Raw genomic sequence first — 20,268 nt, 5'->3', positions numbered from 1 at the left:
TCATCCCCTTTCAAGTAGTATCTTATTATCGTATAAAGCTCTTTGTGAAATTATACAGAGCATCATATGGCACAGCCAGATTTATATTCTGTCCTTCAGTAAAACCTGCAGTACTTATACCTATTACTTCTCCATACATATTTAAAACTGCACCTCCGGATGAACCCGGCGAAGTCGGTGCACTAAACTGTATCATATCCACATTGTCAATGTTTCTAAAACCGGATATTATCCCATCTGAAACTGAATTAAACAGTCCAAGTGGGCTTCCTATTGCCACCACTTTCTGCCCTCTAACAAGTGCCTCTCTTCCATCATAAAGTTTCAAAGGATTCAATACCCTAGATATTCTAATTATTGCCAAATCCAAATGCTGATTATATTTTATAACCTCGTCCGTCGCATATATTTTCTCATCATCCTCAATTCTTATTTCAAAAAAGGAACCACCTTTTATAACATGATGATTTGTCAATATAAAACCGTCTCTACCAATCATTATACCTGAGCCTGTTCCCACTACCTTTTGCCTATTGTCAAATATTGCAATCATAACTATAGATGTAGAAAATCTCGCCAACTCCACATAGCTAAGCTCTCTATCTCTTTTTATATTTGATGGCGGCATAGTAACTTTTTTTCCCGGTGAAGTAACTCTTTGTCTTACTCCATTTGTATCTGATGGCTCAACTCTTTGGCTTCCTTCACTTATACCCGGCGGTGTGGCTTTAACTTTATTATCCCTATCTTTTCTCCTTGTTGCCTCTAGGCTTATAGTCACTCTCTTATTTTTATCATCTTGAGCTTTAGGAATATTTACAGGTCTTATATCTGCAGAAGGTAAAGTTCTCACATCTTCGAATATCATCTTACCTTCAAAAAAGTCTCCAATTTTTTTTGTAAAATAATAATCTTCCATCATAGGTATGTCAGTTGAATACTGTAATAAACATACATCCATTCCCAGTAAGTTCAAGAAAACAAAAAAATAAATTTCAGAATCTTTTTTTATGTTTTCTGCAATAACTTTTATATTTTTATCTCCATCTATTTTTATGTCAGAGAATATTTCTTCCAACCAATACAAAAGTTTTACCATTATATTTTTTAGTATTGTATCAGATACATTCTTCTTATATTGGTATATAAGTTTTTGCATTGAATTTATCGCAGAAACGAGTTCAGTTTCAGATATATTTTTGCTTCTCACTATTGAAACATCTATATGCCCTGTGGAAAGAAATATTTCATATGCATCTTTTTGTGCTTTACAATCTACTTTTATTTCAAGGGATTCAATGTATTTATAATAGATTCTTCCCTGATACATTTCCTCTGTCAGATATTTTCTTAGGGAATTTATATCCTTATTGGTATTCTCATTTGCACCTACAAACTTTACCATATATGTGTTTCTATTATCTCCGGCTCTATTCCCTTTTATCCTGCCAAACTCCATTATACTGTTTATTTTTATTGGATTCAATTTGTACTTGATCATACCAGCTCCATTTAATGCTATTTTTGCGGTTCAAAAGTTCTCTCATAACAAACAAGCTTGCAATAAAGCTTCTATACCTTTTTACCCTAGTATCATTATATAATATATGATATAATTATATCAATATTAGCGAAAAATATAAGCATATATTAAATGTTTTTTTACAGAGGATGACTATGAAAGATTCCAGTATTTACTATAGTGTAGGTGCACTACTTTACACAGCTGCAAATGACACAAATATCCTAGATGATATTATACTTGAAAAATTTAATATTCCTTTTTCACTGGCATTCTCATTTGATACTACAAGTAATGATGCTGAGGCTGATAAAGCCGAAAATATATTGATTAAAACCTTAGATAAGCTTTTTGTAGTGAAGAAAGATAGAAATTTCTATATTCCAAAACTATTCATAAAAGTCTTATCAACCTCTCATATAACACATCTATATAAAAAATTTGGTAGCCTATTGGATTTAATAACCGGCTTTATACTGCCTGATTTTTCTGTATCAAATGCAGATGTATATATTTATGAAATGCAACGTATAAATTCAGTATTGTCTACCCCTGTATATATTCTGCCTGAGCTTGACTGTATGGCATTACTTGACTTAAGAAACCGTTACAATCATCTATATGCTATTAAGGAAAAACTTTCCAGCTATGAGGACTATATTTTAAATATCCTTGTTTCAACCGGAAACATCCTAAATATGCTCTGTGTCAGACATAAGGTTGATGAAAATATCTATCAAAGCGGACCTGTTGCAAAACTTTTATCAGACATTGTCACCACATTTTCAAGTGATTATATAATATCTGCACCTGCCTTTGAATACTATGCCGGCATCGGATGGCAGGAAGGACTTGTAAAAGAAATAGAACTTGATAAATTACATGGCTTTATCGGCAAAACCATAGTTCATCCCAAACAAATACTAGTATTAAATGATGCTTATAAAGTACCAAGTATAGACTATGATGATGCTCTTAATGTACTTGATGATAAGAAGATATATCAAACTTGTCCCAATGTAAATAATACCAGAATAAACGAACCTAAAATTCATTACAACTGGGCAATGGAAATCATTTTACTTGCACAGTATTTCGGTGTGAAAAAATATTAAAGAGGATATCGTAGAATGCTATCCATAATTATTACAATGCATCTAAAAAATCAATATTTAAGATATGCATTTTGATTGATAAAAAAGTATCCTGACAAGTAACCATAAAACAGCTTGTCAGGATATTTTTATTTTATGCTGTAGGTCCTAAATTAATTTATCAGCCGAAAAAACTTTTCTTTAAATGTCCTTCATTTTCTTTATTATTCCCATGCATTTATAATTATTCAGTCTTGTATATTCTATTTCGCTCTCTTTCTCTGCGGCAAGCTTTAGTATATGTTTAAGTTCCCTGTCATCTTTGTACCTCTCGTCCACAAGCACCTTCCAAGGAACTCTCCTTAACAGAACTCTGGTAGTTTCACCTATGCCCGGTTTTATAAGATTTATATCCTTAATACCATATCTCTTGGCCTGTTTTTCCACTTCTATAATACCTCTTTGACCTATGAAACTAACAGGCTTTGCGTCCTTTCTAAAAAGTTTTTCTATATTGTTGATGAAATGATAGCTTAGATCATTTTTCTCATATTCTCTGTAATATATTGCGCCATGATAATCATCCTTACCTATTATATCATCTCTTAAAAATGTTCGACTTACAAGTCCACAGACTGTAGCATTCAGTGCAGAACTTGGAATAAAGATATCATCATAAGTACCTGCCAGCTCTGTTTCACCTGCCGGATCTGATACCACTGCCAGTTCCGGAGATACTCCTTTATAATTTTTACAAGCCAACTTTAATTCCTTTAATATGGCTCCCTTGCCTATCCAGCCATCTACGAAAAGAACTTCCTCCGCCTTGTGATGAGCCAAAATGTATTTCATAGCATTGTCGTCAATACCTCTGTCTCTTATTATTGAAACTGAATAATGTGGCAAACTTATATTATATTTCCATTTTATATATCTTTTTAAGAGTATACCTATCGGTGTACCTGCCCTTGCCAGCGAGACCAATACTATACTATCCCTTTTTTTCACTATCTTGTCTGCCAAGGAAGCAAGAGCATTTGCCATAGACTGACCAAAAATTTTAAATGAATCAAAATATATTTCCATATATTCCTCAGTGGGTATATACTCTATCGGCAACATCTCGCTATAGTGCATACCGGATTGTATAAGCTTTTCCCTCTCTATACTTGGCAAAGGCTCTACAAGCCCTGTAACATCCTTTAAAAGAAATATTACATCATCATTTTTATAACTACTATTCATTATCCCACCTGATCAAATATATATTTTCATTTCCGGAAAGTCTGATAGCCTCCAAAATATCAGCTTCTCCTTCGTTGTCTTTACCATCTGTAAAGAGGAAAAATACATCAGATTGTTTTAAATCATATATATAAGTCTGTCTGTTTTTATCATAAATGCTTCTGACCTCATATCTGGCATGTAGTGGATACTCAAATGTTTTTGATACCTCTATCGGACTCCTTGTAGATGAATGCACATAGACCTTTGCATCTGATATATTATCTATATATTCAGCCAATTTTATGGGGGCATATATAAACTCCTCTGTTCCAAGTACAGTAATGGTTTTCTTGTTTTTTAAAATCTCACTAAGATTATACTTTTCTTCTAAAAAGCCCTCCAGCCTTTCTATTTCAGCATCCAGCTTTTGTATGTTCAAAAGTCTTCTTGTTCTTATATCAGTCTTAAAGCTTATCTCTTTCACATAATTATTTAGCGACTTACTATCTATTCTATATACATCTCCGTCAGTTATTGTATCAATTACATCTTCTTCAAAGCTTTCTTTATCTATGTAATTTATATAAACAATATCAACATTTCTCTCTTTAAAAAAAGCTTTCCTATCTTCAGAGAGGGTATTTAAAAGAGTTGCAATAGCATATCTCTTTCTGCCCTTAAATATACTCTCTATCTCTTCTATGCAATTCCATATGGTATTACCTGTGGTTATTTCATCCTCTACAAAAACTATTCTATCCACTTGATGATAGATTTCTTCCATATCTGAGAGTACCAACCTTTGCTCCATAGCATGGCTATGTGCCTCAGTAAAATGTATGTACTCATTATATGCACAAATATTTTCTCTGGTCGTTTGCATAAAAAATGCTCCTACACTCTCTGCAAGAGTCGCCCCTATAGCTATAGCTGTTTCGGCAAATCCTATTACCAACGCATTTTTTAATATTTCTCTAGATAAATCTGCCAGAGTTGCATATTCATTTTTCACATCTTCTATCAAGGCAATCTTATGCTTACCTTGATTTGCATTTATTATCAAATAGCCTCTTTTATTATTATTAAGGCGTTTTGCAATGCTTATCTTCTCCATATTTCTACCTTTTTACATAAATATAGAGGTGACTGACGCCACCCCTATATTTAAAATATTTTCTTAGAATTAATCTTCTGAATTATAAATTTGATATACCTGATATTCCTTTATAAATTCAAAGCCAAGTCTTGAAGCCAACTCCACTGAGTGCTGATTTCTAACATCTATATATGGTTTTATCTTTTTGTCTTCTAGATAAAGCGAAATATTAGATGCAGCTGTCAAAGCCAGATTCCTTCTCCTGTACTCAGGATTTGAAGCAAATACAAGCTCAATAAACTCCTCTCCATATGGTCTACCCATGCAGCCGCTTACAACTTCTCCATCCTTATAAACCATATATCCCATTGCATCTTTAGCAAAATCTTTGCTATTATCAAAACATGCAGAATAATCCTCACTCCACATATCTTTCAATAATATGTCATAATCTTCAGGTCTTACTTTATCTATATTCAAGCCTTCCTCTAACGCAGCGTTCAGCTCCTGTAATAATTCTACACTCTCAACACCTGTAAATTGTAAAACATATCTTGAATAATTCCTATATCTACAATCTATATTTTCTACAAGCCAATCTATCCAAGACTCTGAAGTAGGGATAATATATGCTCCATCTCCATGTCTTGCAATAGTTCCCCACAAAGAAACAGCTCTGTCCTTCTTTGGAGTAACTCCTACTATATACATATAATGATATACTTTTATAACGCTGTATGAAGCTGCACCTGTAGCCGGTATCCAGACTCTTCCACATTTTCCGGCAAGTGCAAGCCTGACTAGTATATCATCCGTTGCTAATTCTGACAGACCTTCCCTTTCCTTCAAACCAAGTTCAATCATAACCCTTCCTCGTCTACTCTTTCTTTTTATCTTTAATAAACATAGTTTAACACAAAGAATGGGTTAATACTACAATAAGATGAATAAAACTCCGAATCTTTTTGTTTAAATACTCACTGAAAAAAGCTGCCCAACGCTTTTTTCGGGCAGCGACTATGATTATCCTATGACATTAGCCATACGAATGATTGGTCTGTAGTTATAATTTGAAATGATTATTCCTGTCCTTGATGATGAAGCATGTACTACCTTTCCATCACCGATATACATTGCAACATGGCTCACTGATCTACCCGAACCGTAGAAAAGAAGATCTCCCGGTTGAAGCTGATCTGCACTTGTAACTGTAGCACCTACTCCTGACTGCTCTGAAGATGTTCTTGGAAGTGAAACCCCCACAGTATTTGCCAAGATATACTTTACAAATCCTGAGCAATCCGCACCTATATAAGGATTGGTTCCACCATAAATATATCTTCCACCAACAAAACTCTTAGCAAAGTTTATAACTGCTTCTCTTTTATTTGTTTCTGTAGCCTTTACAATACTCTGTGTTGCAGAAGCTGCTGCCTCCTCTACTGAATCCATCTCCTCAATAGAAGTATCTCCGCTCTTTATAGATATATAGCCTTCTACATCATTGTATGAAACCTTTGCATATCCGCCACCCATATCTTCTAAGATCTGGAATACATCACCTCTACTCGCCTTACCAATAGTCTCATTTGATGTCATGCTCTTATATATGTCCAGTGAGCTTGCCTCAACTGTAACTATATATGTTCCACTTTTTAAAGCAGGACCATTCAAAACTTTTTCACCATACTGATGATATGAGATCTTTCTAACTGTTGTTGCAAAAGATGTAACAGGTGAAAGTGTAGTAATAGTCATTGCTGATAAAATTCCAATTATAATTTTTTTAGTGTTATTCATTCTGGGCTCCTTAATCCTTAATATAGTAAACCAACTACGTTGGTATTAAAATCCTTGATTTAATAATTACAAACATTTTGTTTTTGTTAAGTAATTATTACAAAGCATAGTATATACTTCGATTATATATATGTCAAGCTTTTTATAAATAATTTTATATTTTTTTCAATTTCCTTTTATAATAATAAAAAGGCTATAAACACCGTTTTCACTCGAAATTTATAACCTCATTGTTAATTTCTTATATTTTTTACCTCAGAATCAACTTTTTTATGTCTTTATTTTGCATTTGAATTTTCAGTAAGTAATTCTTATTATAAAACAAATATTCATATTTTTTATTTTTAATTACTATAAAGATATTACCTATAGTTTGATATATCTTAATTTTATAGCTTGAACCCGACAAATTATTACATCGCGTAATACTTTTGTAACACTTTCCTTGCTATTACCTCTTATATAATATTCCTTTTATTAATCCTACCAATATCAATACCCCTATTATAGGCAATAATACCGGTGCCAAAAAAGAAAATACAGCTACTATTACAGCAATTACCACCAAAACCACTGCTAATATGATAATAATCGGCAAAATAAGGCTCTTACCGGATAAATTATACGCTTTAAAATTTGCATTCCCTTTTTCTTCATTTTCAGTATTGATTTTTTCTTCATATCTGTCATTATTCATATATGCTTCATTGTTCAATCCTGTAAATACATCATCATATCCCGCTGCAACTTTTATGGAATTGGCAATCAATCTTGGATCACCAAGCTCTTCCATTATATCGTCAATGCTTCTTCCTTTTGAGAGTTCATCATCAATATATGAAGAATAAAATCTTATATTTTCCTCAATAAGTGATGCTGAACCTGTAGAAAACAAAGCCTTTCTCAGTCCATCCAGAAATTCTTCCTTCGTCATATCCTACTCCATTCTCAAATATATCTTTTCAGTTCCTCTCTCCTCAGTCTATAATCCGGTATCTGTTTTTCTACCTCTAACCAAAATTCTTTTGAATGATTCATTTGTTTTAGATGTGCTAATTCATGTACACATACATAATCAATCAAGCTTTCCGGTAAGAAAAACAGTTTGAAATTAAAATTTAGATTTTTCTTTGAAGAACAACTTCCCCATATAGTCTTAACATTCTTTATCCTTACCATATTGAAGTGAACATTCATCTTCTTTGCAAAATCATTCAATTTCTTTTTAAATATCTTTCCTCCATCAGAATGCATCCAAAAATGCACCATATTTTCATATTTTTCTGATGGCAATATTATGTGAAAATCTTCATTATATCTCATGTATGAAAATGCCACTTCTAAGCTTCGGTTCAAACCAAGTTGACTTTGGCGGCATAAGCTTATTATCATCTGCTACAGCAAACAACTCTTCCATAGAGGTTGGATGCATCAAAAATGCTACAACACCATTTCCACTATCCAACTCCGATTTTAAATAGGATACTCCTCTGATACCACCTGCAAACTTTATTCTCTCATCAGTTCTTGGATCCTTTATTCCAAATATTGGATCAAGTACCATATCCTGAAGTATTGATACATCGAGGCTTTTTATACTATCTCCCTCCACTCCGGCAAGTACATTTTCCTTTGCTCTTAAAATGAAGAATTTATCATTTATGAGCATTCCAAATTCATGTCTGTCTTTGATTTCTTCCAGTATTGGACTCTCCTTCATATCAAAGTTTTCAGATATCAGATCTATTATCTCTTCTGTACTTTTTTCATTAGATTCCAATAATATCCTATTGTATGGAAGGATATGCAGCTGCCTTTCATCAAAGATTACAGAAAGAAAATAATTATATTCTGCATCAATATTATTTTCTTTTTCTCTTCTCTTTAGTGCTACCTTTACTGCAGAAGCTGCTCTATGATGTCCGTCGGCTATATAAAGTGCCGGAATATTTTTGAAGCATTCAAATATTTGGTCATTATAAAATTTATCTATCTTCCATACTCTATGTCTTACATTATCCTCTGAAACAAAATCATATATTGGCTCAAGTAAACTATTTTCTGATATTATCTTTTTCAAATCATCATTTTTCTTATATGCCAAAAATATAGGCCCTGTCTGTGCATCTACTATATCCACATGATTTATCCTATCGATTTCCTTTTCTTCTCTGGTCTTCTCATGCTTTTTTATAATATCATTCAAATAATCATCTACACTTGCCAAGCCTACTATTCCTATCTGGCTTCTTCCATTCATTGTAAGCTCATATAGATAATAGCTGTTTTCAACATCCTTTTTATATATACCATTATTCTTAAACTCATCATATAGCTCTTTCGCCTTTAAATAAGCTTCTTTTGAGTACATATCAAAATCGTCATCAAACGCCGTCTCAGGCCTATCAATATTTAAGAATGCATATGGCTTACCTGCTACTGCCGCCTTTGCTTCTTTTCTGTCATATACATCATATGGCAGTGATGCCACCTGCTTTACCATATCATCACCAGGTCTTACACATTTGAAAGATTTTACTATTGCCATATTTTCCTCCGGTTTCTTTTGATTATATAATTCTATCATAAGAACTATATATAATAAAGGTGGTAAAACCATAAAGACTTTACCACCCCTTTTTGATCTATTTTATAACCCTTACCTTCAAAATACCTTCAATATCATTTAACTCGTCTACAAGCTTTTGGCTTGCCTTACTCTCTATATCAATAAGAGTGTATGCCTTTGTTGCCTTTGATTTGTTTGTAAGATCTGAAATATTGTAACCATTCTTTGCAAATGCTGAGGTAATCTGACCAATCATATTTGGAATATTCTTGTGTAAGAGTGCAACCCTTCCTTCAACCTGACAAATACCCATATCGCAACTCGGGTAATTTACTGAATTCTTTATATTACCATTCTCAAGATAATCCACCAATTCATTTGCCGCCATCACTGCACAATTATCTTCACTTTCCTGCGTAGAAGCTCCTAAATGAGGTATAACTATGGCCTTTTCCATCTTTGCAGACTTTGTATTTGGGAAGTCTGTAACATATCTTGCAACCTTACCACTCTCCAACGCTTTTTCCATCTCATCATCATCTACAAGCAAATCTCTTGCAAAGTTTAATACTACCACACCATCCTTCATCTGTGGTATGGAATTTTTTCCAATCATTCCTTTATTATCATCTGTAAGCGGTGTATGTAAGGTAATATAATCACATTCTCTAAATATTTCACTTATATCTGTAATATGCTTTATCTTTCTTGACAGTCTCCAAGCAGAGTTTACAGAAATATAAGGATCGTATCCGAATACCTCAAGTCCAAGTGATGCAGCAGCATTTGCCACTTCAGCACCTATGGCACCAAGTCCAATAACTCCAAGTTTCTTTCCCTTAATCTCACAGCCTGCAAAGTTCTTCTTACCCTTTTCCACATCCTTTGAAATAGTGTCCGAATCTTTGATGCTTCTTGTCCACTCTATACCGCCTACTACATCTCTGGCAGCCAAAAGCATTCCACAAATCACCAACTCCTTTACTCCATTGGCATTTGCACCCGGAGTATTGAACACCACAATTCCATTGTCAGCACATCTATCAAGCGGTATATTATTTACTCCAGCACCTGCTCTGGCAATGGCAAGCAAATTCTTTGAGAACTCCATATCTCCCATAGCAGCAGATCTTACCATTATAGCATCCGCTTCTTCTATGTTATCTGTAAACTTATAATTTTCATCAAATATATCTGTTCCTACACTTGCGATAGGATTCAGGCAATGTATATTCTTCATCATATCTCCTTATGCATTCTCTTTTTCAAACTTCTTCATAAACTCAACAAGTTTCTCTACACCTTCTTTAGGCATAGCATTGTAGATGCTGGCTCTCATTCCTCCAACGCTTCTATGGCCTTTTAAGTTTACAAAACCGTTTGCTTCTGCTTCTTTAATGAACTTTGCATCCATCTCCTTATCTCCTGTAATGAACGGAACATTCATAAGTGAACGGTCTTCTTTTCTTACTGTTCCCTTAAAGAGCTTGGATGAATCAAGGAAGTCGTATAAGATCTTAGCTTTTTCTTCGTTTCTTACCTTCATAGCACTGAGTCCACCTAGAGACTTTATCCATTTGAACACCTTGCCACAGATATAAATATTATATGCAGGTGGCGTATTGTAAAGAGATTTATTATCTGCATGTACTTTATATCTAAGCATTGAAGGGGTACCCTCCAATACATCATCTGTAATTAAATCATCTCTTACGATTGCGATAACTACTCCTGCCGGTCCTATGTTCTTTTGTACACCACCCCAAACAATGCCGTACTTACTTATATCCATAGGTTCTGACAAAAAACAGGATGAAACATCCGCTACCAGATCCTTGCCCTTTGTATTTGGTAATGTTTTGAACTTAGTACCATATATTGTATTGTTCTCACAAATATATACATAGTCTGCATCTTCTCTTATAGGTAAATCTGAACAATCCGGAATATATGAGTAGGTCTCATCTTCACTTGAAGCCACCGCCACTACATCACCATACATCTTCGCCTCTTGAAAAGCCTTCTTTGCCCACTGTCCTGTAATAATATAATCAGCTTTTCTGTTCTTCATAAGATTCATTGGAACCATGGCAAACTGTGTATGTCCACCGCCCTGTAAGAAAAGTACTTTATAATTGTCAGGAATGTTCAAAAGATCTCTTATATCCTTCTCCGCTTCCTCTATTATGTTTTCATAAACCTTGGAACGATGACTCATTTCCATAACAGACATTCCACTTCCATTATAATCAAGCATCTCTGCAGCTGCATCTCTTAAAACTTCTTCCGGAAGTACCGCGGGTCCGGCACTAAAATTATACACTCTTCCCATAATAATCTCCTTATACTACTTGTTATTTACGTTTTTATTTTATAGGGTTTATTTTTAAATCTTTTTCATCAAAGACATCTGATATTGCGGCTCCCGGAGACACCATTGGGAATACCTTCTCATCAGAATCTATTTCACATTCAATAACAAAAGTTGTATTTGACTTCAATGCCTCATCAAACGCCTCATCAAACTCCTCTTTTGTAGTAACTCTCTTTGCCTTTGCTCCCATAGCCTCAGCCAATTTCACAAAGTCTACCTTATCTCTTAGTATTGTCTGTGAATATCTCTTTCCATAGAATAAATTCTGCCACTGTCTAACCATTCCAAGCACATGGTTATTGATAATCACTTGAATTATAGGTATATCATATCTGGTAGCTGTAGCTATTTCATTCATATTCATTCTAAAGCAACCATCACCGGCAATATTTACCACTGTCTTATCAGGCATAGCAACTTTTGCACCTATAGCCGCTCCAAGCCCATAACCCATAGTTCCAAGTCCCCCTGAAGTAAGGAAAGTTCTTGGATTTTTGAACTTGTAAAACTGTGCTGTCCACATCTGATGCTGTCCTACTTCTGTAGAAATAATAGTATCATCCTTGGTTTTTTCATCAATAGTTTCTATTATATACTCACCTGTAAGATTAGATTTATTGGTCTTTATAGGATACATATCCTTTAATCTTTCAATATGCGCTACCCACTCGTCATGATGAACCGGATCAAGTCTTGCATTCAACTTTCTAAGTATCAGTCTTGCATCACCTATCAAGCTGTAATCAGCTTTGATATTTTTGCTTATCTCAGCCGCATCCACATCTATATGAAGAATCTTTGCATTCTTTGCAAACTTCTTAGCATTACCTATTACTCTGTCAGAGAATCTGGCACCTATAACAATGAGTAGGTCACATTCTGTTATACCAAGGTTACTTGCCTTTGTTCCATGCATACCTACCATTCCGGTATATTTCTCATTGGAACCGTCAAATGCTCCCTTACCCATCAGGGTATCTGCTACCGGACAATCCACCTTTGAAACAAAAGTTCTTAGCTCTTCACTGGCATCAGAGAGGATAGCACCTCCACCTACCAATGCGAAAGGCTTCTTTGATCCTCTTATAAGTGAGATAGTATTCAATATTTCTTCCTCTGTAACGCTTACCTGAGGTTTTACCTTCTCAGGTTCCTTATACTCATATTCAAAGCTATCTCCTGTGACATCCTTTGTAATATCTATCAATACAGGTCCCGGTCTTCCGGATACCGCTATCTTAAAAGCTCTTCTTATAGTATCAGCCAGCTTGTTTCCATCTCTTACTATAAAGCTATACTTTGTAACAGGCATTACTATACCCGCTATATCCACCTCTTGGAAAGAATCCTTTCCAAGAAGATTATTACCTACATTACATGTTATGGCAACTACAGGTATGGAATCCATATATGCACTGGCAATACCTGTTACCAAGTTTGTAGCTCCCGGTCCACTGGTAGCTAAACATACTCCTACCTTATCACTTGCTCTGGCATAACCATCTGCAGCATGTGCAGCTCCCTGCTCATGACTGGTAAGTATATGTTTTATTCTATCCTGATACTTATACAATTCATCATACAAGTTTAATATTGCACCACCCGGATAACCGAAGACTGTATCAACCCCCTGCTCCAGTAGACATTCAACTATTATTTTTGAACCACTTAATTTAGCCATCTATCCTCCTATAATTCGTCAACTGTTAAAACCGCACCTCTTGGAGCTCCTGAAACCAGCTTTCTATATCTTGCCAGGTATCCGGTAACTTCATTTATCCTCGGTTTCCAATTTTCTCTTCTCTTAGCAAACTCTTCTTCACTCACTCTAGCATTAACAGTATTTGCATTAATATCAATATCTATGATATCTCCATCCTGCAAAAGTCCTATCGGACCTCCAACTGCTGCCTCAGGTGAAGCATGGCCTATCGATGCACCTCTTGAAGCACCTGAAAATCTACCGTCAGTAATAAGTGCTACTGTATCATCAAGTCCCATTCCGGCAATTGCTGATGTAGGATTTAACATCTCTCTCATACCCGGACCACCTTTCGGTCCCTCGTATCTAATAACTACCACATCTCCCGGTACTATCTTGCCACCTTTGATCGCCTCTATTGCATCTTCTTCACAATCAAAGACTCTTGCCGGTCCTGAGTGCTTCAACATATTTGGTAAAACCGCACTTCTTTTTACAACACAAGAATCAGGTGCTATATTTCCCTTAAGTACTGCTATACCGCCTACCTTCGAATATGGATTCTCAGCCGGCCTTATAACATCTGTATCCAGATTGATTGCATTCTTTATATTCTCACCTACTGTCTTTCCTGTAACAGTCATACAGTCAAGGTTTAAAAGTCCAAGTTTTGATATTTCCTTCATAACCGCATAGATGCCGCCGGCTTCGTTCAGCTCCTCTATATAGGTATGTCCTGCCGGTGCAAGATGGCAAAGATTTGGAGTCTTTGCACTGATTTCATTTGCAATATCTACATTTAACTCAACTCCTGCCTCATAAGCTATGGCCGGAAGATGAAGCATTGAGTTTGTGGAACATCCAAGTGCCATATCCATGGTAAGTGCATTTATAAATGCTTCCTTTGTCATTATATCTCTTGGACGAATATCTCTCTTTAGCATTTCCATTACAGCATAACCTGCTCTTTTTGCAAGTCTGATTCTGTCAGAATAAACGGCAGGTATTGTTCCATTTCCTCTAAGTCCCATTCCAAGAACTTCTGTTAAACAGTTCATAGAGTTTGCTGTGTACATACCTGAACATGAGCCGCAGGTAGGGCATGTCTTATTTTCATATTCTAATACATCATCTTCGCTGATCTTGCCTGCTGTATATGCTCCAACCGCCTCAAACATACTTGAAAGTGATGTATTCTTACCCTTTACCTTACCTGAAAGCATAGGTCCACCTGATACAAATACTGTAGGTATATTGAGTCTGGCTGCAGCCATTAACATTCCAGGTACTGTCTTATCACAGTTCGGAATCATTACAAGTGCATCAAATTGATGTGCCATAGCTACAGTCTCTGTAGAATCTGCTATTAAATCTCTTGAACAAAGTGAGTATTTCATACCCAAATGTCCCATGGCTATTCCGTCACATACTGCAATCGCCGGAAAGACTACAGGCATTCCACCTGCCTCAGCCACTCCAAGCTTTACCGCATCTGAAATTTTATCTAAATTTATATGTCCCGGTACAATCTCATTAAATGAGCTTACTATACCTATTATAGGTTTTCTCATTTCTTCAGGTGTCATTCCAACTGCATTTAGCAGCGATCTGCTAGGTGCCTGTTGCATACCTGATTTCATATTATTTGAGCGTAAATTATCCATATTCCCTCTTTCTATCACAGTCTATACTGTAAAATTTAATTTATATACTCCACTATCTTATCGCCCATTTCAGTGGTGGTCAGCTTTGTCATTCCCTCAGTGTAAATATCAGCCGTCCTAAAACCATCTTTTAAAGCTTTTCCAACTGCCTTTTCAATATTATCAGCTTCCTTATCAAGTCCCAGAGAATATCTTAAAAGCATTGCAGCTGAAAGTATTGTTGCTATAGGATTTGCAATATTCTTTCCGGCAATATCCGGTGCTGAACCATGGCTTGGCTCATAAAGTCCAAGCTTGCTCTCATTCAAACTTGCACTTGAGAGCATTCCTATAGAGCCTGTTATCATACTTGCTTCATCAGAAAGTATATCTCCAAACATATTCTCAGTAAGCACTACATCAAACTGCGCCGGATTCATTACAAGCTGCATAGCTGCATTATCTACAAGCATATGCTCCAATGTAATATCCTTGTATTCCTTTGCTACTTCCTCTACCACATTTCTCCAAAGTCTGGAACTATCCAGTACATTGGCCTTGTCTACACTGATAACCTTCTTTCTTCTTTTTGAAGCGATATCAAAGGCAACCTTTGCCACCCTTCTAATCTCATTTTCATTGTAGACCAAAGTATCCACTGCAGTTCTTACACCATCTATTTCCTTTGTATATCTGTCTCCAAAGTAAAGACCTCCTGTAAGCTCCCTGACTATTACCATATCAAAACCGGCTTTGCTTATTTCAGTCTTTAGAGGACAAGCATCCGCAAGTTCCTTATACAAAAGTGCCGGTCTTAAATTTGCAAAAAGTCCCAGTTCCTTTCTTATCTTCAAAAGTCCTGCTTCCGGTCTTAGATTAGGTGCAATATCATACCATCTTGAATTGCCGACATTTCCACCTACTGCTCCAAGCAGTACTGCATCACTTCTCTTTGCAATCTCTATTGCTTCATCTGTAAGCGGTACTCCATATTTATCAATAGAGCATCCTCCCATATCTATATCTGTAAATATAAACTCATGACCATATTTTTTTTCAATAGTTTCAAGAACTTTTTTTGCCTCTCTTACTATCTCCGGTCCAATACCATCACCATTTATTAATGCTATTTTCGCTTTCATATTCCATCTCCATTCTGCATTTATCATGCTTATACAGTAATGAAATTTATTTCATACCGGTTTTATAAATCTTTTAAAAGAATCCAATTTCCTTATTTTAAAAGATTTTCTTATCATAATACTTTAAAATAAAACTTTTTTCAACTTTACTGTCAACTATTCTTTCATTTCTTCATATATATTTACTATACTATCCATAACATTTAGTTAAGTATCTTTGATAAAATCAAAAAAGGCAGAGAATTTATCTCTGCCCTTCTTTCTAAAATTCATCATCTTCATCATCATCTGCTATAACACCGAAAACCGCTGCCATAGTACCCGCAGATACCGCAACCGCCACTACTATAACGAGCCCTACAATACCTGCAAAAATTGGCATAATGTCCATAAACACCTCCCAAAGCTATCACGCTTATTCTAAAAATAACACCCAAAGGTGTTATCAACATACTTCTATATAACTGGGCCAGCTGGATTTGAACCAGCGAATGCAGGAGTCAAAGTCCTGTGCCTTACCGCTTGGCGATGACCCAATAAAAGGGTGGGTAATGGGATTCGAACCCACGGCCTCCAGAGCCACAATCTGGCGCGCTAACCAACTGCGCTATACCCACCATAATGTACCATATTATTATGATAAAAAGCAGGTGATGGGAATCGAACCCACGTATTCAGCTTGGAAGGCTGATGTTCTACCATTGAACCACACCTGCATATCAGTGAGCCTGAAGGGATTCGAACCCCTGACCCTCGGCTTAGAAGGCCGATGCTCTATCCAGCTGAGCTACAGACTCGAATATTAATTTTTAAGAAAATAAATCGGGGTGACAGGATTCGAACCTGCGACCCCCTGGTCCCAAACCAGGTACTCTAGCCAAACTGAGCCACACCCCGTTGATTTATTTTTGTATCTCTCTCAGACACATACAGCATTATATCTAAGCGTCATTGTAATGTCAAGTATTTTTTTATTTTTTTCAAAATTTTTTATCCCCGGAAAATGCAATCCAAACAAAGCCCTTTCCGGGGCATACATAAAACTACAATTTATTTAAAATATTCATGACCTCCATAAGAAAACAAATATGTTAAAGATGAATCAAACCATCCAACCGCATGGTTTGAGGAATAAGCTCTATCCATAAAATAAAGTGCTCCCATTGAGTAGTCTTCTCCCATCAATGCATTGTTCACGCCCTTGATTGTCGCCTCACTTACCTTGACTTTAAAAAACCTCTTATCCCTTATAGGTGAAAACTGTCCCTTGCTAAATATAACATCTGTTATGGTGTTTTCAAAATGGCTTGACTTAACTCTATTTATAACCACATTGGCTACTATAGTTCTACCATAAACATCATTGTCACCTACTTCAGCTTCTACAATCCTTAGCAGATTATTATAATCCTCCACTGTTAGAGAAGATAAACCAAGTGCCACTCGTCTTTCATCAAGAAGTCTTTCCATCTTTTCATTTCCGGTCTCCTTTTGTTCGATCCTTGGTAGATCTATGTGTCCCTCCACAACAGTTGTATTATCTAATCCGGCATTATCCAAAATATCGCTTGTCTCGTTCGACACATCTTCTTCTGAAGTTTCATCCTCAGCAGAGTTGATGACATTCGCACTGACAGCATTCTTTCCGCCTCCCGCAAATCCATTGCTTGAAAATGCAACAGCACTTACAACTGCACCACCTATTGTAAGCAATGCCATCTGTCTGTACATCTTCTTTGTGATTTTCATGGGTATTGCCATGATTTTTCCACATATAGACTTAAGAAGCGATGTTATTCTTGGCATAAAGTCTCTCCTTTAATACAATCGCTAATTTTTAGAATTATATTAATTATTAAACTAAATGTCAATAATATATTAAACTTGTCATCTTTTTGTAAGTATATTTTAATATATTTTAAAACAATAGAGATAATTTATTCATTTAAAATTCAAGATTAAGCCATCTTATGGCATACTCTGCATACAATGCAGCCCCTATGTCCAAAGCCTTCTCATCTATATCAAATCCTTCATTATGTATCTGTATCAAAGTGTTTGGCAATCTCTCATTGGAAGTTCCAAGATATGCATACGCACCCGGAACCTCCAAAAGGAACTCTGCAAAATTATCTCCACCCAGAGATATAGGTCTGATCTTTGCTGCATTTTTTCCCAAAATATCTTCGACAATACTTCTAACTTCCTCTGATACTCTATCATCATTGATTAGAGCTGATGTATAATCCTTCCAAACAACTTTGGCAGTTCCACCATAAATTTGCGCTATATTTTTTGCAGTTTTTGTTACCTTATCCTTTACCTCTTGCCTAGTCTTTGCTGATGTAGTTCTGGTCGTACCCTCTATAATTCCACTTCCTGAGACAATATTATAAGAAGTTCCCGAATTCAATATACCTATACCTATTACAACAGGATCTATAGGTGATGTAGTCCTTGTCACCAAGGCTTGCAAAGCCACAACTGTTTGAGCTGCTATATAAAGTGCATCCGTTCCAAGTTGAGGTGTGGACACATGTGTTGCCTTTCCCTCTATTTCTATCCTGAAATGATCAACAGAGGCATTATTTATACCACTTGTAACACCTACCTCTCCACATCTTAGATCCGGTGCCACATGTAATCCGAAAATTCTCTCAACACCCTTCATTTCACCATTCTCTATCATAGTCTGAGCACCTGCACCTATTTCCTCTCCCGGTTGGAATATAAGCTTTACAGTCCCTGCAAACTTATCCCTATTATTTGCAAGTATTATAGCTGCTCCCAGCAAGGAAGTATTGTGAACATCATGTCCACAGGCATGCATTATACCCTGATTTATAGAGCAGTACTCTCTGTCATCTCTTTCAAGTATTGGAAGAGCATCTATATCTGCCCTAAGTGCTACTATTCTATCCTTTCCTTCTCTGGTACTGTTTTGATGTCCTACATTACTTTCAGATTCATCTGATCCGATATTTTTTGCCGGCTCTGACTTTGCCATACCTCTTATCAATCCTATAACACCTGTATTCGTACTTCTATAATGCTCTATTCCAAGCTTATCAAGTTCTTCTTCTATTCTTGTAGCTGTACGATACTCCTGCATACTCAGTTCAGGATGTGAATGAAAATCTCTTCTAAGTTCCACCAAAGTTTCATGTATTTTTTTTACTTCCTCTAATATATTCATAAAATCCTCTTTTATTCTATCCTTTATTCCTACTCAATTAATAGGTTTTTCTTATAGTATCACTTTTAAAAAAAAGGGTCAAGAACAATTCTGCTCCCGACCCTTTTCCCTATTCGATTTTTGTCAGCTTACCGGTCAATATAAATCTAGCATCATCAAACTCATAACTACAAGTGGAAAGTGTAAAAATCTTATCACCATATTGGGGATCTATATCTGATTGAAATGCTGAAGTATCCTTCAGGTATTTTATCCATTTATCAAACTCTGCATTGTCTAAAAAATCCAGCTGCCACGCATCCTCTTCCACATTTGCCACATGCCCTGCGAAGAAATCTATTCTATATACTCCGGCTTCAGTTATCAAATAACCTACCTTATGTTCATCAAAAAATTCCTGCTTCTTATATCCCTTTAATGCGGCAAACATACTTCCATTTTTCATATGATGTCCATATATTATACTGTGCAAATCACTGAAATCACTAGGATTTCTTGCATCTAAGAATATCGAACCGGCCGAATTTTCTGTTCTGTCCACCATATGGTCCAGATAATAATCATTATCTGCTGTATGTACTATAGGATAGTTTATCTCTGTATCAGGTATATATATCCATCCTATAACATCTTCATTCAAGGACTTCAATCCTTTAAAATCCACCTCTGGATAAGGCTTTTCTTCAACAGTATTTTCCACACTCCCCACATTTATCTGTTCTGCTGTCTGTTCTATAGTATACTTATCAATCTCTTTATAGGTATCCACACCCTTTTTGTATTCACTTTGTATCCTTACTATATTAAATCCTGAATATACCGCTATTGCCAAAAATATACAGCATAATACTATTCTTATTTTTTCTTTCACTTTATTCTCCTAATCATTATTATAAGGCTTTT

18 protein-coding genes and 5 tRNA genes are annotated in these 20,268 nt (G+C 35.7%); 1 reads left to right on the top strand and 22 read right to left on the bottom strand.

The annotated features are described in order from the left end of the window. Positions 1-25: 25 nt before the first annotated feature. Complete coding sequence (locus tag D4A81_RS00895; RefSeq protein ID WP_111524474.1) at positions 26-1,501, bottom strand: S1C family serine protease; 1,476 nt, start codon at positions 1,499-1,501, stop codon at positions 26-28. Between the two features lie 176 nt (positions 1,502-1,677). On the opposite strand from D4A81_RS00895, the gene D4A81_RS00890 reads away from it, so the two are divergent. Further along, positions 1,678-2,637 (top strand): HpcH/HpaI aldolase/citrate lyase family protein, encoded by a 960-nt coding sequence (locus D4A81_RS00890; RefSeq protein ID WP_111524473.1) that lies wholly within the window; start codon positions 1,678-1,680, stop codon positions 2,635-2,637. A 180-nt stretch (positions 2,638-2,817) separates the two neighbouring features. On the opposite strand, the gene D4A81_RS00885 is transcribed toward D4A81_RS00890, so the two are convergent. The 21 genes from D4A81_RS00885 to srtB form a co-directional block, all read right to left on the bottom strand. After that, positions 2,818-3,861: a cysteine protease StiP family protein gene (locus tag D4A81_RS00885; protein WP_111524472.1), complete on the bottom strand. Its 1,044-nt coding sequence runs from the start codon at positions 3,859-3,861 to the stop codon at positions 2,818-2,820. Continuing rightward, positions 3,854-4,957 carry a phosphoribosyltransferase domain-containing protein gene (locus tag D4A81_RS00880; protein WP_111524471.1) on the bottom strand — a complete coding sequence of 368 codons (1,104 nt, stop codon included), beginning with the start codon at positions 4,955-4,957 and terminating at the stop codon, positions 3,854-3,856. The genes D4A81_RS00885 and D4A81_RS00880 overlap by 8 nt, the downstream gene beginning before the upstream one ends. 69 nt (positions 4,958-5,026) lie before the next feature. Continuing rightward, complete coding sequence (locus D4A81_RS00875) at positions 5,027-5,803, bottom strand: GNAT family N-acetyltransferase (protein ID WP_111524470.1); 777 nt, start codon at positions 5,801-5,803, stop codon at positions 5,027-5,029. 159 nt (positions 5,804-5,962) lie between these two features. Then, positions 5,963-6,739: a C40 family peptidase gene (locus tag D4A81_RS00870; RefSeq protein WP_111524469.1), complete on the bottom strand. Its 777-nt coding sequence runs from the start codon at positions 6,737-6,739 to the stop codon at positions 5,963-5,965. Positions 6,740-7,190: 451 nt separating this feature from the next. Further along, positions 7,191-7,673, bottom strand: coding sequence for a DUF1700 domain-containing protein (locus tag D4A81_RS00865; protein WP_111524468.1), 483 nt, complete (start codon positions 7,671-7,673; stop codon positions 7,191-7,193). A 14-nt stretch (positions 7,674-7,687) separates the two neighbouring features. Beyond that, entirely contained in the window at positions 7,688-8,062 is a 375-nt protein-coding gene (locus D4A81_RS00860; RefSeq protein ID WP_111524467.1) for a M48 metallopeptidase family protein, read from the bottom strand. Continuing rightward, entirely contained in the window at positions 8,052-9,287 is a 1,236-nt protein-coding gene (locus tag D4A81_RS00855) for a DUF1015 domain-containing protein (RefSeq protein ID WP_111524481.1), read from the bottom strand. The genes D4A81_RS00860 and D4A81_RS00855 overlap by 11 nt, the downstream gene beginning before the upstream one ends. A 97-nt stretch (positions 9,288-9,384) precedes the next feature. Next, entirely contained in the window at positions 9,385-10,548 is a 1,164-nt protein-coding gene (locus D4A81_RS00850; RefSeq protein WP_111524466.1) for a phosphoglycerate dehydrogenase, read from the bottom strand. A 9-nt stretch (positions 10,549-10,557) separates the two neighbouring features. After that, positions 10,558-11,640, bottom strand: a complete 1,083-nt coding sequence (serC, locus tag D4A81_RS00845; protein ID WP_111524465.1) for a 3-phosphoserine/phosphohydroxythreonine transaminase — start codon at positions 11,638-11,640, stop codon at positions 10,558-10,560. 34 nt (positions 11,641-11,674) lie between these two features. Beyond that, positions 11,675-13,363 carry a biosynthetic-type acetolactate synthase large subunit gene (ilvB, locus tag D4A81_RS00840; RefSeq protein WP_111524464.1) on the bottom strand — a complete coding sequence of 563 codons (1,689 nt, stop codon included), beginning with the start codon at positions 13,361-13,363 and terminating at the stop codon, positions 11,675-11,677. Positions 13,364-13,371: 8 nt separating this feature from the next. Then, positions 13,372-15,048, bottom strand: a complete 1,677-nt coding sequence (gene ilvD, locus D4A81_RS00835) for a dihydroxy-acid dehydratase (RefSeq protein ID WP_111524463.1) — start codon at positions 15,046-15,048, stop codon at positions 13,372-13,374. Positions 15,049-15,083: 35 nt separating this feature from the next. Then, the gene (leuB, locus tag D4A81_RS00830; RefSeq protein ID WP_111524462.1) at positions 15,084-16,169 is read right to left on the bottom strand and encodes a 3-isopropylmalate dehydrogenase; all 1,086 of its coding nucleotides are present in this window, start codon (positions 16,167-16,169) and stop codon (positions 15,084-15,086) included. A 262-nt stretch (positions 16,170-16,431) separates the two neighbouring features. After that, entirely contained in the window at positions 16,432-16,560 is a 129-nt protein-coding gene (locus D4A81_RS13615) for a hypothetical protein (RefSeq protein WP_278321275.1), read from the bottom strand. 73 nt (positions 16,561-16,633) lie between these two features. Then, a tRNA-Gln gene (locus tag D4A81_RS00825) sits at positions 16,634-16,705 on the bottom strand. A 7-nt stretch (positions 16,706-16,712) separates the two neighbouring features. Then, a tRNA-His gene (locus D4A81_RS00820) sits at positions 16,713-16,786 on the bottom strand. Positions 16,787-16,814: 28 nt separating this feature from the next. Then, a tRNA-Gly gene (locus D4A81_RS00815) sits at positions 16,815-16,885 on the bottom strand. A gap of 7 nt (positions 16,886-16,892) precedes the next feature. Next, positions 16,893-16,966, bottom strand: a tRNA-Arg gene (locus D4A81_RS00810). Between the two features lie 25 nt (positions 16,967-16,991). After that, positions 16,992-17,066 (bottom strand) — tRNA-Pro (locus D4A81_RS00805). Positions 17,067-17,219: 153 nt separating this feature from the next. Next, positions 17,220-17,975 carry a cell wall hydrolase gene (locus D4A81_RS00800; protein ID WP_111524461.1) on the bottom strand — a complete coding sequence of 252 codons (756 nt, stop codon included), beginning with the start codon at positions 17,973-17,975 and terminating at the stop codon, positions 17,220-17,222. A gap of 139 nt (positions 17,976-18,114) precedes the next feature. Next, positions 18,115-19,365, bottom strand: a complete 1,251-nt coding sequence (locus D4A81_RS00795) for a M20 metallopeptidase family protein (protein ID WP_111524460.1) — start codon at positions 19,363-19,365, stop codon at positions 18,115-18,117. 109 nt (positions 19,366-19,474) lie between these two features. Further along, entirely contained in the window at positions 19,475-20,236 is a 762-nt protein-coding gene (gene srtB / locus D4A81_RS00790; RefSeq protein WP_111524459.1) for a class B sortase, read from the bottom strand. Between the last annotated feature and the right edge of the window lie 32 nt (positions 20,237-20,268).

This window comes from Lachnoanaerobaculum umeaense (assembly GCF_003589745.1).
Lineage (GTDB): Bacteria > Bacillota > Clostridia > Lachnospirales > Lachnospiraceae > Lachnoanaerobaculum > Lachnoanaerobaculum umeaense.
This window is presented reverse-complemented; position numbering and strand designations above follow the sequence as displayed.

Excerpts from the sequence above, each read along its gene's own strand:
- ilvD (WP_111524463.1), bottom strand. The coding sequence starts at position 15,048 with ATGGATAATTTACGCTCAAATAATATGAAATCAGGTATGCAACAGGCA.
- D4A81_RS00885 (WP_111524472.1), bottom strand. The coding sequence starts at position 3,861 with ATGAATAGTAGTTATAAAAATGATGATGTAATATTTCTTTTAAAGGAT.
- serC (WP_111524465.1), bottom strand. The coding sequence starts at position 11,640 with ATGGGAAGAGTGTATAATTTTAGTGCCGGACCCGCGGTACTTCCGGAA.
- D4A81_RS00850 (WP_111524466.1), bottom strand. The coding sequence starts at position 10,548 with ATGAAGAATATACATTGCCTGAATCCTATCGCAAGTGTAGGAACAGAT.
- D4A81_RS00795 (WP_111524460.1), bottom strand. The coding sequence starts at position 19,365 with ATGAATATATTAGAGGAAGTAAAAAAAATACATGAAACTTTGGTGGAA.
- D4A81_RS13615 (WP_278321275.1), bottom strand. The coding sequence starts at position 16,560 with ATGGACATTATGCCAATTTTTGCAGGTATTGTAGGGCTCGTTATAGTA.
- D4A81_RS00875 (WP_111524470.1), bottom strand. The coding sequence starts at position 5,803 with ATGATTGAACTTGGTTTGAAGGAAAGGGAAGGTCTGTCAGAATTAGCA.
- ilvB (WP_111524464.1), bottom strand. The coding sequence starts at position 13,363 with ATGGCTAAATTAAGTGGTTCAAAAATAATAGTTGAATGTCTACTGGAG.
- D4A81_RS00870 (WP_111524469.1), bottom strand. The coding sequence starts at position 6,739 with ATGAATAACACTAAAAAAATTATAATTGGAATTTTATCAGCAATGACT.
- D4A81_RS00890 (WP_111524473.1), top strand. The coding sequence starts at position 1,678 with ATGAAAGATTCCAGTATTTACTATAGTGTAGGTGCACTACTTTACACA.
- D4A81_RS00895 (WP_111524474.1), bottom strand. The coding sequence starts at position 1,501 with ATGATCAAGTACAAATTGAATCCAATAAAAATAAACAGTATAATGGAG.
- leuB (WP_111524462.1), bottom strand. The coding sequence starts at position 16,169 with ATGAAAGCGAAAATAGCATTAATAAATGGTGATGGTATTGGACCGGAG.
- D4A81_RS00880 (WP_111524471.1), bottom strand. The coding sequence starts at position 4,957 with ATGGAGAAGATAAGCATTGCAAAACGCCTTAATAATAATAAAAGAGGC.
- D4A81_RS00855 (WP_111524481.1), bottom strand. The coding sequence starts at position 9,287 with ATGGCAATAGTAAAATCTTTCAAATGTGTAAGACCTGGTGATGATATG.
- D4A81_RS00865 (WP_111524468.1), bottom strand. The coding sequence starts at position 7,673 with ATGACGAAGGAAGAATTTCTGGATGGACTGAGAAAGGCTTTGTTTTCT.
- D4A81_RS00800 (WP_111524461.1), bottom strand. The coding sequence starts at position 17,975 with ATGCCAAGAATAACATCGCTTCTTAAGTCTATATGTGGAAAAATCATG.
- D4A81_RS00860 (WP_111524467.1), bottom strand. The coding sequence starts at position 8,062 with ATGAGATATAATGAAGATTTTCACATAATATTGCCATCAGAAAAATAT.